14 protein-coding genes and 1 other annotated feature are annotated in these 14,214 nt (G+C 36.7%); of the genes, 9 read left to right on the forward strand and 5 right to left on the reverse strand.

The genetic code is table 11. The features are described from left to right. Nucleotides 1-1,242 carry a beta-ketoacyl-ACP synthase II gene (fabF, locus tag AO843_RS13330; RefSeq protein ID WP_054611589.1) on the forward strand — a complete coding sequence of 414 codons (1,242 nt, stop codon included), beginning with the start codon at nucleotides 1-3 and terminating at the stop codon, nucleotides 1,240-1,242. Nucleotides 1,243-1,579: 337 nt separating this feature from the next. Here the strand turns inward: fabF and trpS are convergent, their stop codons facing one another. Next, nucleotides 1,580-2,569: a tryptophan--tRNA ligase gene (gene trpS, locus AO843_RS13340; RefSeq protein WP_054611591.1), complete on the reverse strand. Its 990-nt coding sequence runs from the start codon at nucleotides 2,567-2,569 to the stop codon at nucleotides 1,580-1,582. 61 nt (nucleotides 2,570-2,630) lie between these two features. Beyond that, nucleotides 2,631-2,856, reverse strand: a binding site (T-box leader). A 485-nt stretch (nucleotides 2,857-3,341) separates the two neighbouring features. On the opposite strand from trpS, the gene spxA reads away from it, so the two are divergent. The 4 genes from spxA (at nucleotide 3,342) to pepF (ending at nucleotide 8,002) form a co-directional block, all read left to right on the forward strand. Next, the gene (gene spxA / locus AO843_RS13345) at nucleotides 3,342-3,737 is read left to right on the forward strand and encodes a transcriptional regulator SpxA (RefSeq protein ID WP_025116803.1); all 396 of its coding nucleotides are present in this window, start codon (nucleotides 3,342-3,344) and stop codon (nucleotides 3,735-3,737) included. A 437-nt stretch (nucleotides 3,738-4,174) separates the two neighbouring features. After that, nucleotides 4,175-4,843: an adaptor protein MecA gene (gene mecA, locus AO843_RS13350; RefSeq protein ID WP_054611592.1), complete on the forward strand. Its 669-nt coding sequence runs from the start codon at nucleotides 4,175-4,177 to the stop codon at nucleotides 4,841-4,843. A 168-nt stretch (nucleotides 4,844-5,011) separates the two neighbouring features. Beyond that, nucleotides 5,012-6,133 carry a competence protein CoiA gene (locus AO843_RS13355; RefSeq protein WP_054611593.1) on the forward strand — a complete coding sequence of 374 codons (1,122 nt, stop codon included), beginning with the start codon at nucleotides 5,012-5,014 and terminating at the stop codon, nucleotides 6,131-6,133. Between the two features lie 51 nt (nucleotides 6,134-6,184). Beyond that, nucleotides 6,185-8,002, forward strand: coding sequence for an oligoendopeptidase F (gene pepF, locus AO843_RS13360; RefSeq protein ID WP_054611594.1), 1,818 nt, complete (start codon nucleotides 6,185-6,187; stop codon nucleotides 8,000-8,002). Nucleotides 8,003-8,386: 384 nt separating this feature from the next. Here pepF and AO843_RS13365 read toward each other — a convergent pair whose 3' ends face one another. The 4 genes from AO843_RS13365 to AO843_RS13380 form a co-directional block, all read right to left on the reverse strand. Further along, the gene (locus tag AO843_RS13365; protein ID WP_054611595.1) at nucleotides 8,387-9,196 is read right to left on the reverse strand and encodes a DsbA family protein; all 810 of its coding nucleotides are present in this window, start codon (nucleotides 9,194-9,196) and stop codon (nucleotides 8,387-8,389) included. After that, nucleotides 9,189-9,596 (reverse strand): globin domain-containing protein, encoded by a 408-nt coding sequence (locus AO843_RS13370; RefSeq protein ID WP_012292959.1) that lies wholly within the window; start codon nucleotides 9,594-9,596, stop codon nucleotides 9,189-9,191. Before AO843_RS13370 ends, AO843_RS13365 begins: the two co-directional genes overlap by 8 nt. 219 nt (nucleotides 9,597-9,815) lie before the next feature. Further along, complete coding sequence (locus tag AO843_RS13375; RefSeq protein WP_054611596.1) at nucleotides 9,816-10,583, reverse strand: lytic transglycosylase domain-containing protein; 768 nt, start codon at nucleotides 10,581-10,583, stop codon at nucleotides 9,816-9,818. 26 nt (nucleotides 10,584-10,609) lie between these two features. Next, nucleotides 10,610-11,197 (reverse strand): CYTH domain-containing protein, encoded by a 588-nt coding sequence (locus tag AO843_RS13380; protein WP_054611597.1) that lies wholly within the window; start codon nucleotides 11,195-11,197, stop codon nucleotides 10,610-10,612. A 126-nt stretch (nucleotides 11,198-11,323) separates the two neighbouring features. On the opposite strand from AO843_RS13380, the gene AO843_RS13385 reads away from it, so the two are divergent. Genes AO843_RS13385 through AO843_RS13400 form a run of 4 tightly spaced genes read left to right on the forward strand, consistent with a single transcriptional unit; the run spans nucleotide 11,324 to nucleotide 14,133 of the window. Then, nucleotides 11,324-11,707, forward strand: a complete 384-nt coding sequence (locus tag AO843_RS13385; protein ID WP_054611598.1) for a UPF0738 family protein — start codon at nucleotides 11,324-11,326, stop codon at nucleotides 11,705-11,707. A gap of 53 nt (nucleotides 11,708-11,760) precedes the next feature. After that, entirely contained in the window at nucleotides 11,761-12,429 is a 669-nt protein-coding gene (locus AO843_RS13390) for a GTP diphosphokinase (RefSeq protein ID WP_054611599.1), read from the forward strand. Then, nucleotides 12,429-13,223: an NAD kinase gene (locus AO843_RS13395; RefSeq protein ID WP_054611600.1), complete on the forward strand. Its 795-nt coding sequence runs from the start codon at nucleotides 12,429-12,431 to the stop codon at nucleotides 13,221-13,223. Before AO843_RS13390 ends, AO843_RS13395 begins: the two co-directional genes overlap by 1 nt. Then, nucleotides 13,198-14,133: an RluA family pseudouridine synthase gene (locus tag AO843_RS13400; RefSeq protein ID WP_082389470.1), complete on the forward strand. Its 936-nt coding sequence runs from the start codon at nucleotides 13,198-13,200 to the stop codon at nucleotides 14,131-14,133. Before AO843_RS13395 ends, AO843_RS13400 begins: the two co-directional genes overlap by 26 nt. The last annotated feature ends 81 nt before the right edge of the window (nucleotides 14,134-14,214 follow it).

Raw genomic sequence — 14,214 nt, forward strand, 5'->3', positions numbered from 1 at the left:
ATGAGTAAAAGACGAGTAGTAATTACAGGAATTGGCGCAGTTACACCACTAGGAAATAGCATCGAAGAAACATGGACTAACATTAAAGCTGGTAAATCTGGTGTTGGTGAGCTAACACGTTTAAATAAAGATCTTTTTGCAGCGAAAATTGCAGCAGAAGTAAAAGATTTTGATATTGAAAAGTATATTGATCGTAAAGAAGCTCGAAAGATGGATCGTTTTACACACTATGCGTTAGCCGCTTCAATCATGGCTATGGAAGATGCTCAACTAACAATTGATGAGGAGCTAGCTCCACGTGCTGGTGTTTGGATTGGTTCTGGTATTGGTGGAATGGAAACTTACGAGCAACAGTTTTTAACATTCCAAGAGCGTGGCGCAAGACGTGTTAGTCCGTTCTTTATTCCAATGATGATTCCGGATATGGCTTCGGGTCAAGTGTCGATTCATTTTGGTGCAAAGGGTATCAACTCTTGCTCTGTAACGGCATGTGCTTCTGGAACAAACTCAATTGGAGATGCTTTTAAAGTAATTGAACGAGGGGATGCAGATGTAATGATTTCAGGTGGTGCTGAATCCCCAATCGTAACGATGGCTGTGGCAGGCTTCTGTGCCAATACTGCATTATCATTGAGTCAAGATCCACAAACGGCATGCCGTCCTTTTGATAAAAACCGTGATGGATTTATTATTGGAGAAGGCGCTGGTATTGTAATCTTAGAAGAATACGAACATGCAAAAGCTCGTGGTGCTAAAATCTATGCTGAAGTTTTAGGTTATGGTGCAACAGGAGATGCTCATCATATTACTGCTCCGGCTCCAGAGGGTGAAGGTGCAGCACGTGCAATGATGCAAGCATTGACAGATGGTGGTGTAGACCCATCACAAGTTGATTATATCAATGCACATGGTACTAGTACGCCATATAATGACTTATTTGAAACACAAGCTGTTAAAACAGCTTTCGGTGACCATGCTTATAAGCTTGCTATGAGCTCTACAAAGTCTATGACTGGACACTTATTAGGGGCAGCAGGTGGCGTTGAAGCTATTTTTACTGCTCTTGCACTTAAAGAAGGTATTTTACCACCAACAATTAATTTAACAGATCCAGATCCTGAATGTGATTTAGATTACGTTCCTAATGAAGCGAGAGAAACAAATATTCAATATGCAATGAGTAATTCTCTTGGTTTTGGTGGTCACAATGCAAGTCTTCTATTTAAAAAATATGAAATGTAAATAGAACATCTAAACTCAAAAAACGTCAGCCAAATTTAAATGGCTGACGTCTTTTTTTATAGTTTTGTGAATAAATGTTAAGTAAGAAGAAATAGAAAGGATGCCGTTACTTTGTTCCGTCTCTTTTTATTTTTAGTAAGCTATGGCTTAATGATCCTCTCTGTCGGGAATCTCATATTGTATTTAAATTACCGTACGCTAGGATATTCCTGGAAAGTCGTTTTCAAATTCATTTTTCAAACAACGGAATTTTATATGGCGATTGGAGCCTGTATCATAATATGTGCTGTTGTTCTTGATTTAGGCTTTGATCGAACAACAGATTAGCTATAAATGATTAGCGACGTACACGACCAAGACCCATGGCTTCTTCCATACGTTTTAACGTTGCACTAGCAATTGCATTTGCTTTTTCAGCACCTTCATCAAGGATGACGTCTAATTCAGAGGATTCTACTAAATGATAGAATTTTTCTTGAATTGGCGTCAGATGATCGATCACTGCTGTAGCTACACCTTGTTTGAAACCGCCATAACCTACGCCCTCATATTTCTTAACTAGATCATCAATAGATACACCAGAAATAGCCGATTCAATTGTCAATAAATTTGAAACACCGGGTTTATTTTCAACATCAAATGCTACGACACCATCAGAATCCGTAACAGCAGATTTTATTTTTTTCTCAATTTCTTTCGCCGTATCTAGTAACCTGATTGTCGCTTTTGTATTTGGGTCAGATTTACTCATTTTTTTCGTTGGCTCTTGTAGGGATTTTATACGAGCGCCTGCTTTCGGTAATTGAATTTCCGGAATTGTTAAAACGTCACCATAACGTTTGTTAAAGCGTTCTGCGAGGTCACGTGTTAATTCGATATGTTGTTTCTGATCATCACCGACAGGGACGATATTTGTGTTGTAAAGTAGAATGTCTGCAGCCATCAACGGTGGGTATGTTAAAAGGGCAGCAGAGACGCTTTCCTTACCGTGTGATTTATCTTTAAATTGTGTCATACGTTCAAGTTCTCCGATAGATGCAACACATTGTAACATCCATCCTGCCTGAGCATGCGCTGGCACCTCAGATTGAATAAATAACGTAGATTTTTTAGGATCAATGCCAGTAGCGATATAAGTAGCAGCTAGCTTACGAATACTTTCACGTAATTCTTTTGGATCTTGAGCAACAGTAATGGCATGTTGATCGACGATGCAATAAATAGCATTCCCTTCATCTTGTAGTGCAGGAAATTGCTTGAAGGCTCCTAAATAGTTCCCTAAGGTTACAATGCCTGTGGGTTGTACACCAGAAAAAATAGTTGTCATGAAAATTTCCCCCTTAAATTCAAATAAAAAACATCATGCGTCCTCATTAGATTTTTTCTAATGAAGGGACGAATGATGTTTGAATCCGCGGTACCACCCAGCTTGCCTTAACGGCCACTCTGCTTCGTAACGTGAAGGGACGAGCTTTGCTAATAGCTTCAAGTGCTTGAAACGTTCACAAAGCTAACTCGGAAGTCCATTCCATATGTCCCACGATCTGTTTGCAGCGACCACAGACTCTCTAAACGTGTACTTACATATGTACTACTCTTCGTCAGCGTTTTTCTCAATTTATGTTCAAATTGATTTTATTGCATTGAATTATATTATAAAGATTTCATTGTGTAAAGTCAGACTTTTGACGGTGTTTTTTTTTTAGAAAAAATTATATGCTTTTTTTGTTGTGTAATTTTGTTATAAAATAAAACTTTTTTATTAAAATTATCTTAAGGTGTACACGTCGAATTGACAATTTTCTCGTTTATTTTGGATAAATGAGAACAACTAAGAGACGTGAAAAGATGTTTAAAATACACTTAATGTGGGAATAGTAGTAGTAGCTCATAAGGTTGTGAAAAAGTATGGACATTAAAACCTGTATAAAAAGACAGAAAATTTAGTGAGGGGTTCATTCTTTTTTTTATTGGAACTATATTCAAAAACAGCTGAGTGCTGTATAATGGTACTGTGTATTTTACATTACATTAATTCTAATTTAACACACTGGTTTATAGATATGATTACAAAATGAAAGGATGTGTCAGGACGAATGATCGTAACTCTATTTACATCACCAAGTTGTACCTCATGCCGTAAAGCAAAAGCATGGTTAGAGGAGCACGAAATCCCATATACAGAACGTAATATATTTTCTGAACCACTAAGTATTAGTGAAATAAAAAAAATTCTACGTATGACTGAAGACGGTACAGATGAAATCATTTCTACCCGATCAAAAATATTCCAAAAACTCAATGTGGATGTGGAAAGTTTACCATTACAACGGTTATATGAATTAATACAGGAATATCCTGGATTATTACGTCGACCAATCATTCTTGATGAAAAACGTCTACAAGTTGGCTATAACGAAGATGAAATTCGTCGTTTCTTACCTCGAAAAGTTCGAGCTTACCAGCTACAAGAAGCACAACGAATGGTGAATTAATCCTATCTATTCTGAATAAAATAAGTAGTAGATGTTACAGATGTGATATGCATATTGTGACATCTATTTTTTTATGTTTTACTTATGTAAAACCTTCTATATAAAGTATAATAATTAATAGGGGAAAGTCATATATTTCCGTTAAAGTATGTTAAACTTGATTTAAGTTAAATAGTTTACTACAATTTCAATAATTCAAATAACTTCTGTGAAACGGTGTATATCCTTTTCATTTTATGACAGAACAGCATACAATAGAGTTAGAGACAACTGTGAATAAAAAATTTGGTGACGTTTGCAGTTGCTCTTGTGGTTTTACTGGTGTGGTCAAAGGTTGAAAAACAAATGCAGTATGAAGATTAAAAACAAAGAATAAAAGCATACTAATGAAACAAAACTGTTTTTCGACATATGACAGTGAAGGGAGATGAGGTCTAGTGGACATCGAACGTGTAAATGAAAATACGCTCAAGCTCTTTATTACGTACAATGATATAGAGGATCGCGGCTATAGTCGTGAAGAAATCTGGTACAATCGAGCGAAGGGCGAACAGCTTTTTTGGGATATGATTGATGAAGTAAATACGGAGGATTATTTTGATGTAGAAGGTCCGATTTGGATTCATATCAATGCATCTGAAGTTGGCTTAGAAATCATTGTCACACGTGCACATATTTTAAAAGACGGTGAAACATTAGATGGTCATTCGAATTATGATGAACACAAAGATATGTTTGCACCATTCGATGAAGTTGGGGAAGATCTTCTTAGCCAACTAACTCAATTTGGTGACATGGATGAATCAGAATTATTTATGGATACAGACATTTATGTATATAAATTTAAAGATATTGATGAGTTAATCCCTGTCGCAAAACGAATGACAGACGAATTAGTGGATTCCTCATTATTTAAATATGAAAGCTGGTACTATTTGGTGGTTGATTTTGGGAACGCAGATGAGGATTTAAACCGTCACGATCGGAATGCGGTCATCAAAGAATTTTTAACACCATCTAATTTTACGATTCATCGTTTAGAGGAGTACGGTGAAAAAATTATGGAATTTAATTGCTTTGAGACAGTTCGTAAATATTTTGCGTAAGCATTGATGACCTGATTTTTTAGACTGTAGTGAAACTCGGTAAAGTTATCGAGATTCACTATGGTCTTTTTTTAATGGGGGTATTTCTTAAATTTCAAGAAAAAAACTGCTTTTAATTTGTGAGAGAAAACAATTTTTACTATAGTGGGCTATAAAGGAGTTGATGATATGCTAATTGCCTATAATAATCTACAGCAGCTTTTTCACCCATATCAATATACGAGAAAAGCATTGCAGAAATATAGGCGCACAATGAAGTTTTTTTGTCCTCAATGTCTAGAACCGGTTCAATTAAAAATAGGTTCCTATAATATCCCTCATTTTGCACATCTCACACAAAATCAATGTTCGCAGTTATTTGCGGAAGGGGAATCTAAACTCCATTTACAAGGAAAAATTCAATTGTTCGAATGGCTAAAAAAGCTTGGGCATAAAGTGGCGTTGGAGCCATTTTTAAAAGAGCTTTCTCAACGTCCAGATTTGCTTGTTACAATAGCAAATAACAACTTCGCGTTGGAATTTCAATGTAGCTCAATCGCACATAATAAATGGCATCAACGGACAATAGGTTATGAAAAAAATAACATACAAGCAATTTGGCTCTTTCAGACTCCTCAAAATAAAGATGCAATCAACGGTATTAGAAAAATAAGAATTCCTCCATTACAACAACATGCATTTATGACAACTACAACAGGCCTTCCTTATTTAATGACCTATAACTCCAAAACAGCAGATTTTATTTATTGGACGAATCTCCTCCATGTTCATGGGCATACTTTTATAGGTAAAGTACAGAAAATCTCAATGGATAAGCAGCGCTTTCCTTTTTACCTACCAAATAGCATTACCCAAGAAGAATTTCGGCAGTATTGGCAGCTATATAAACGGGCATGCCAGCATTATGTATATAGACGCCTCCTACATAGTAAGAAGGGTGTGCAAGATTCATTTTTAAGAAGTTGTTATGAGATGAACCTTTCCATTACTACAATGCCCTCCTATATCGGTATTCCAGTAAAAGAGGGGGCTGCGATCACTTTGTTCGCTAGTGAATGGCAAACGCTGCTGTTGCATTTTAGTAAACGCTTAGACTTAGAACCATATGAATTAGGAAAAAATCATATTCAAGATTTTTTATGGCAGTACCAATTAGAAGATACTGGACAAGCAGTAAAGGCTATTCAACAATATGGTCAATTACTAAAGGACATTGAGCAAAATCCGGGCTTGCTGGATATTTGTGAGCAAGTGTATGCACATTTATTTGCAATTGCCACAATATACTGAGAAAATATGAGAGTAAAAGGAAAAAAGCACATATAAAGGGGGCTGGCACACATGGCTAGTAACAGTAATCAAGTTTTGGTAAGAAATGAAGTACCAGAAGAATTAACATGGCGATTAGAGGACATCTTTGCAACTGATACACTTTGGGAAGAGGAATTTAAGGAAGTTGCAGAGCTTGCCAAAAAAGCATCTAGCTATGCAGGTACTTTAAAAAACGGGGCACAAGCTTTGTTAGCGGCTTTACAGTATCATGATCATATTTATGAACGTGCAATGAAGCTCTACACATATGCCCATATGCGTTATGATCAAGATACAACAAATAGCTTTTATCAAGATATGAATAGTCGTATCCAAACATTGGCGACTAGTATCTCTGCTGGTCTATCATTTTTAACACCTGAAATTTTGGCGTTAAATGAAGAAACAATTGAAAGTTATTTAGCTGAAAATCACGACCTAAAATTATACAAGCAATCATTAAAAGAAATTACAATGGCGCGTCCGCATATATTACCAGCAGAACAGGAAGCATTGTTGGCCCAAATGTCTGAAGTAACTGGCACAGCTTCTAATACATTCAGCATGTTAAATAATGCGGATATGGAATTCCCTTATGTGAAAAATGAAGAGGGAGAAGAAGTACAACTAACGCATGGTAACTATATTAAGTTTTTAGAGAGCAAAGAACGCTCAGTTCGTGAAGGTGCATTTAAAGCCATGTACGAAACATATGGCAAGTTTAAAAATACATTCTCGGCTACGCTAACAGGGAATGTCAAGAAACATAATGTGAGTGCCCGTATTCGCCATTATGGTTCTGCGCGCGAAGCAGCAATGTCTAATAATTTCATCCCTGAAAATGTTTACGATCAATTAGTAGAAACCATTCATAAACATTTACCTGCTATGCAACGTTATATTTCGCTACGTAAGAAGCTTTTAGGCGTGGATGAATTGCATATGTGGGATTTATTTGCACCACTTGTAAAAGAAGTGGAAATGAAGGTTACTTATGACGAAGCTAAAGATATTTTAGTAAAAGCATTAGCGCCATTAGGAGAGGAATATCAAAACATCGTACAAAACGGGCTAGATAACCGTTGGGTAGATGTATTAGAAAATAAAGGTAAACGAAGTGGAGCCTACTCATCAGGCGCATATGGAACGAATCCTTATATCTTAATGAATTGGCAAGATAATGTGAATAATCTCTTTACATTGGCACATGAATTTGGTCATAGTGTTCATAGTTATTATTCGCGAAACAATCAGCCATTTGTATATGGAGATTATTCTATTTTTGTGGCCGAGGTTGCTTCCACATGTAATGAAGAACTATTAAATGACTATTTACTCAAAACAATTGATGACCCTCAACAAAAAATCTATTTATTAAATCATTGGTTAGATGGCTTCAGAAGTACAGTTTTCAGACAAACAATGTTTGCTGAATTCGAACATCTAATTCACCAAATGGATAAAAATGGAGAATCTTTAACGGCAGATCGCTTAACTGAAGTATATTATGAACTTAATAAAAAATACTTCGGTGATGATATGGTTGTGGATGAGGAAATTGGTTTAGAGTGGGCACGTATTCCGCACTTCTATTATAATTATTATGTTTATCAATATGCGACTGGTAAATCAGCAGCTACAGCATTGAGCAAACAAATTCTAGAGGAGGGTGCACCGGCTGTAGAACGTTATATTAATAACTTCTTAAAAGCAGGATGCTCTGACTTCCCTATTGAAGTATTAAAGGCAGCTGGTGTTGATATGAACGTTGCAAAGCCAATCGAGGATGCTTGTAAAGTTTTTGAAGAGCGTTTAAATGAATTAGAAAAATTATTGTTGAATAACTAATTAATTGGGCTGTAGGAATGTTCCTATAGCTCTATTTTTTTTATTGTCAGTGTAATTTGAAAGGAAAGAATAATGATTTTTTTTGATTTCTAAATAGTTTAAAAGTGTGCATCTTGGAAAAATACTGTTTGAAATCGCTTTCTATTTGACAAATTTGTGAATCTAGTATTGGATTCATTGCTAAATATATTATTCCATGATAGAGTAATTCTTGTGAAATAAATCACAAAACAAACATACACCCCTTTGTTTGAACGTGAACATTTCTCCCATCCCCTTTGTGAAAAAGAAGCGTCTCTATCGGTCGAGGATAGAGGCGTTTCTTTGTTTTGTAAACAATAAAATAAGGACTCAACTAATGATTAGTTAAGTCCCTAAAGTTTATTATTTAAGACGCCATAAAGTAGCGTGAGTTGTCTGGATTCGTTCGATCTTTTGTTGCAGCATACGCTTCTTTAGTTCACGCTCAGCTGCTTGTTCTGTTAATGAATAGATAAATGCTATTTCATTTGTAGAAAGTGTATGGAATTTAGAAAATAAGTCCTCTATTGATGGTAACGGCTGACGCACAAGCTGTTCGTTCAGCATCTCTTGTAAAATATGTTCATAAACTTCATAGGCATAGCTACCACTAACCTTTAGTCCCTCATCTTCAATACATTCATTGAAAAACACAATGCTGGGTACTTCGTCAACTTCCATTTCAAGTTTGATGTATAAATCGCATTGGAAAGCGCGGGCAGCTTCCTTTGAACCAAAGTCAACAGTAAATTCATTCATATCTAGTTGAATGTCCTCTGCGATCTTCAAAAGTGTAGCATAGGAGTTTACATCTTGATGGTTTAGTAATACATATTCTTGTAATTTCGATAAATAGCGTGCGCCTGCACGTTTTCCCTGTAATTCAGCCGCTTTAATAGCGATAGATGGTAATACAGGATGATTAATATCTAGCTCTATGCCTGATATACAACCCTTTACACGCTTACTTAAGCAGTTTAAAGAAGTAAGCTCAGTGCTTAAAACAAAGCGCCAAGTGAAGTAATGGTTGTATTCAAGCTGTAATTTACGAAGCACAGCTTGCATACTAAAAGCTTCTGGACAAAGTGGATCTACGAAAATATACAATTCAATAGGCTTATTTGCAGTAGAAATCGTTGGCGTTGGTTCTTGTAGCATTTGAATATTATTCACGTAACAATTCCCCCTCATCGTCATTAGGCGTATTAACCATGTGATGAGCTGTTAATACTAAACGTTGATAATAAGTTTCACGGAACTTCCCTTCCAAACCTACTTCATCCATAGCTTCTGACATACATTCCAGCCAAGCCTGTGCGCGGTCTGGTGTAATCGGAAAATTCATATGACGTGCACGCATCATTGGATGTCCATGTTCCTCAGTAAAGAGATTTGGTCCACCTAAATACTGTGTTTGAAATTGAATTTGCTTACGGGCTGTCTCTGTCAAATCCTTTGGAAAGATTGGAATAAGATCAGGATGCTGAGCAACTCTTTTATAGAACGCATGAATAAGCTCTTCCAGTTTTTCAGCTCCCAGCTCCTCATAAGGAACAGTGTATTTTCGACTCATAAGTTATATGCTCCTTTAATTCTTTATATCGTAAAGTTCCATTTGTATACTCCGTCATCATCAAAATGTGAATTTCTTGTGACTACCTTCATTCTATCAACGTCTTTTCGTTTTCACAAACAAAGAGCTCTTTCGAATTGTTGTTCGCTATAAAAGCACAAATTTCACCACAATGGGTGAAATTTGTTGGAATAGAGATAGATAACAGGAATAATGCGATTACACTGTGAAGTAATTCATCACTTTTTTGACATAATTCTGTGTCTCTTTAAAAGGAGGGATGCCTCCATATTTTGTGACACGAGAAGCGCCAGCATTGTAGGCAGCTAATGCTAGTGTAGGATCATTATTAAATTTATCTAGCATTTGACGCAAATATTTTGCACCTGCCATTATATTTTGCTCTGGGTCAAAGGCATTTGTAACCCCTAGATATTGTGCTGTTTGAGGCATTAATTGCATTAATCCTTGCGCCCCTGCATGACTAACTACGGATGGATTAAAATTAGATTCTTGCTTTATCACTGCAGCAATAAGCTTCGCAGGCACACCGTAAGTAGCTGAGGCCTTTTCGATAATAGCAGTATATTGATCTGCCCCTGCCAATGAATTTGCATAGGCAGTTGAGCCAATAACATCATCCGAAACATAGGAATCGAGTTTAGTAGTCCCATAAGAGTTTGCCAATGCCTTTTTAACGGATTCAGGGATGAACACAGCATTAGAACCTTTGTATAGCAGTGACTCAAGTGAACTTTCTGATGTATGAGTCAGCTGATTGAAGTAATCAGCATTTTCTGTGCCAACACCTAGTAAGCTAGATAATTTGGCATTACTAGCAGTCGAAGCTTCACCTAATAATTCATTAATCATGTCAGAAAAAATAGATTGATTGTCTGTCAAAGGGTTTGTTGATGAACTTTCTGCAGATCCAAGTGTCTGTAATGCTTGAATTTCCAGTAAAGATTTTAGTGATTGAATATCCAAGAAGTTAGTCACCTTCCTTTATACTATTATGGATTTTGCCTTTGTAAAGCCTTCATAAAGCGAGCGATTTTCTTATCAGTTGCTTTTTTTGTAATACCATATTGTTGTAAAAAATCGTCGAAGATTGCATTTCCTTTTATGGCATCTTTTGCTTCATATTCTACCTCATAATCGTCGCACTGCAAATAGTAAGAATGATCAAAAACGAGAAGCCCCTCTTTATAAGGAATTTCGACACGATCTGTAGTGAGGGAGCCGAACACCTGCAATTGTTCTAAAAGAATGTTGTGAATGGCAAGTTTTTTCGCGACCTCTTGAGCATAAAAACCTTCGCCTTCCAGCATTTTCTGAGCTTGTGCCGCTGTTAATTCATCCGTAGTTTCAAGATAAGCATGCTCGGCATTTTTTTCCTTGAGTGTACATTCATAATAATCTCCAATTTGTCTAATACGCAGCCCACTTTGTAGGTTTCGAATAGCCTGCGTTGGTGTGTCGAAATAATGATTTGTTTGACGATGAATAGCATTTTTACTAATGTGAAAATCTTGTAATAGTTGCTCGTATTGTTGTTTAGTTAAGAGATTTTTAAACTCGATTTCAATTTCTTGTGTCATTTATATTCACCTATTTATTTTTTATTTTTCATTCGCTGTTTCGCTTGATTTAACATTTACACACTGCAACTATTTACCCTGTGTGCTAAAATAAGAGGAAGAGTACAACGAAAAGGGGAACCGCACGTGCGTAAAATTTATACAATAGAAACATCGAATTTTGAACAAGATCAACTTCATTTTAGTTTAAACGACAATGAAGGAAATTTACAGTTAAAACCTGCTGGACAACTTATTGCAGATTCAGATGATTTTGCATTTATTTATTTACTGGATGCAGGTGAAGACTATCATTACTTGCGTTTTCCACCGAGTAGTTGGGAGAATCTTGTACATATTTTACAAAAAAAGAAAGATCCAATACTACGAATAAGTGAAGAAGCAATAGAGCTTACAAATTTCTACGATGAATTGGAAATGCTCGTGTATAATATTGAAGGAAATTTCAATTACGGGGCAGAATTTGTCCAAACAGTGGAACAACACTTCAAGGCATTTCTCGCTGAATAGAAAGACAAAACGAACAGACGGTGTTCGATACCGAATGTCGGGAGGTTTTTGCGATGGGACAATGGGAAATATTTTTAAGTCCTTATAAACAAGCAGTAGATGAACTAAAAGTAAAATTAAAGGGCATGCGTTCGCAATTTGGTATTGTTAATGCCAATTCACCTATCGAATTTGTAACAGGGCGTGTAAAGCCTTTAGCAAGTATATATGATAAAACATTGGAAAAAGGGTTAGCATTCGAGCCATCTAAACAACTTGGTGATGAACTCGGAGATATTGCTGGTCTCCGGATTATGTGTCAATTTGTTGATGATATTGCTACAGTAACGGAGCTTATACGTCAACGAAAAGATATGCGTGTAGTGGAAGAACGCGATTATATTACACATAATAAGCCAAGTGGTTATCGCTCCTACCATATGATCGTCGAATACCCTGTTGAAACGATTCAGGGGAAAAAGGTAGTGTTAGCCGAAATCCAAATACGAACACTCGCTATGAATTTTTGGGCATCTATTGAGCATTCTTTAAATTATAAATATAAGGGCATGTTCCCAGAGGAAATTAAAAATCGCTTGCAAAGTGCAGCTGAGGCAGCATTTCGCTTGGATGAGGAAATGTCATCTATTCGTAGTGAAATTCAAGAAGCACAGGCATATTTCAGCGAATACAAGGAAGCATCGAATCCAAATTTACTATCGGAGAAGGAGCGTGACTCATAATGAAATTTGCGATTCAATCACGTCGAGATGCACAATCCAATGAGCTAATGGAGCTGGCTAAAACATACTTACAGGATTTTGGCTTAACTTATGATGAAGAAGCACCAGAAATCGTGGTCTCTATTGGAGGAGACGGCACACTTTTACATGCCTTTCATCGATATTCTCATTTATTAGATCAAGTTGCATTTGTTGGCATCCATACAGGACATCTAGGGTTTTATGCAGACTGGAAACCATCAGAGTTAGAAAAGTTAGTTTTGTCCATTGCTAAAAAGGATTTTAATGTGGTGGAATATCCATTGTTAGAAGTGAAAGTAGAGCATCATAATGCAGAATCGAATACGTATCTAGCTTTAAACGAGGCAACAATTAAATCGCCAGATGTAACACTTGTTATGGATGTTGAGCTAAATGGTAATCAATTTGAACGCTTCAGAGGAGACGGTCTTTGCGTGTCAACTCCCTCTGGTAGTACAGCCTATAATAAAGCACTTGGAGGAGCAATCATCCATCCAACATTAGCTGCACTTCAAATTACTGAAATCGCATCGATTAATAATCGTGTGTTCAGGACAGTTGGTTCTCCATTAATTTTACCTGCCCACCATCATTGTGTGTTACGTCCAGTAAATGATCAAAACTTTAATATGACCGTTGACCATTTACAAATTACACAGGGTGATGTAAAGGCAATTGTATTTAATGTAGCAAATGAAAGAGTACGTTTCGCCCGTTTCCGCCCATTCCCATTTTGGGAACGTGTGCATGAATCATTTGTTGCAAATGAGTAAAATGGATACAAGATTTACACTACAATTTACAGCTGAGAAAGAGGGCCAATTATTACGAGAAGCCCTACAAGAATGGCGTATTTCTAAGCGAGCATTAACAGCAATAAAGTTTGACGGAGGGTTATTAACAGTAAATGGTATCGAACGTAATGTGAGATACGCCCTTCAGGTTGGTGATTGTGTGGTAGTGACATTTCCTCCTGAAGAAAAGAGTGAAGGGCTTGCTAGGGAACATGGCAATTTGGCTATTGTATATGAAGATGATACAATCTTGGTGTTAAATAAACCAGCTCATCAAAGCACGATTCCCTCACGTGAACACCCAACCAACAGTATTGCCAATTTAGTTTGCGGCTATTTTCAGCAGCAAGGATTAGCATCCACTGCTCATATTATTACGAGGCTTGACCGAGATACTTCAGGCTTACTCTGTATTGCTAAGCATGCGCACATTCATCATTTAACAGGCTTGGCACAGCGTAATGGGGAAATTTCAAGGCAATATGAAGCGATTGTCCACGGACACGTTTACCAGGATATCCAATCTATCATGGCACCTATTGGACGTAAAGAAACGAGCATTATCGAGCGAGAAGTCCGTGAGGATGGACAATATGCGCATACAGATGTAACCGTGTTAAAACGTTTTTATTTTGAGGCTGAACCTATGACACATGTACAACTTCGATTGCATACAGGACGTACACATCAAATTCGTGTACATATGTCGTATATAGGTCATCCGCTTGTTGGTGATGACCTGTATGGAGGAAGTAGACTTCATATAAACCGACAGGCATTACATTGTGTGTCCTTAACAATGACACATCCCTTAACAAGTAAGCATTTGCAGTTCACAAGTATACTTAATGAAGATATGCAAAGTTTACTTAAAGGATCTTCCGCTTAAAATTATGATAAGGAGATGTTCGCACAACGGGCATCTCCTTATCATTTTTGATATTAAATAAAGAGTGAGAAGTTTTCTTTA

Origin of the sequence: Lysinibacillus sp. ZYM-1, from assembly GCF_001308875.1 — a bacterium.
Lineage (GTDB): Bacteria > Bacillota > Bacilli > Bacillales_A > Planococcaceae > Lysinibacillus.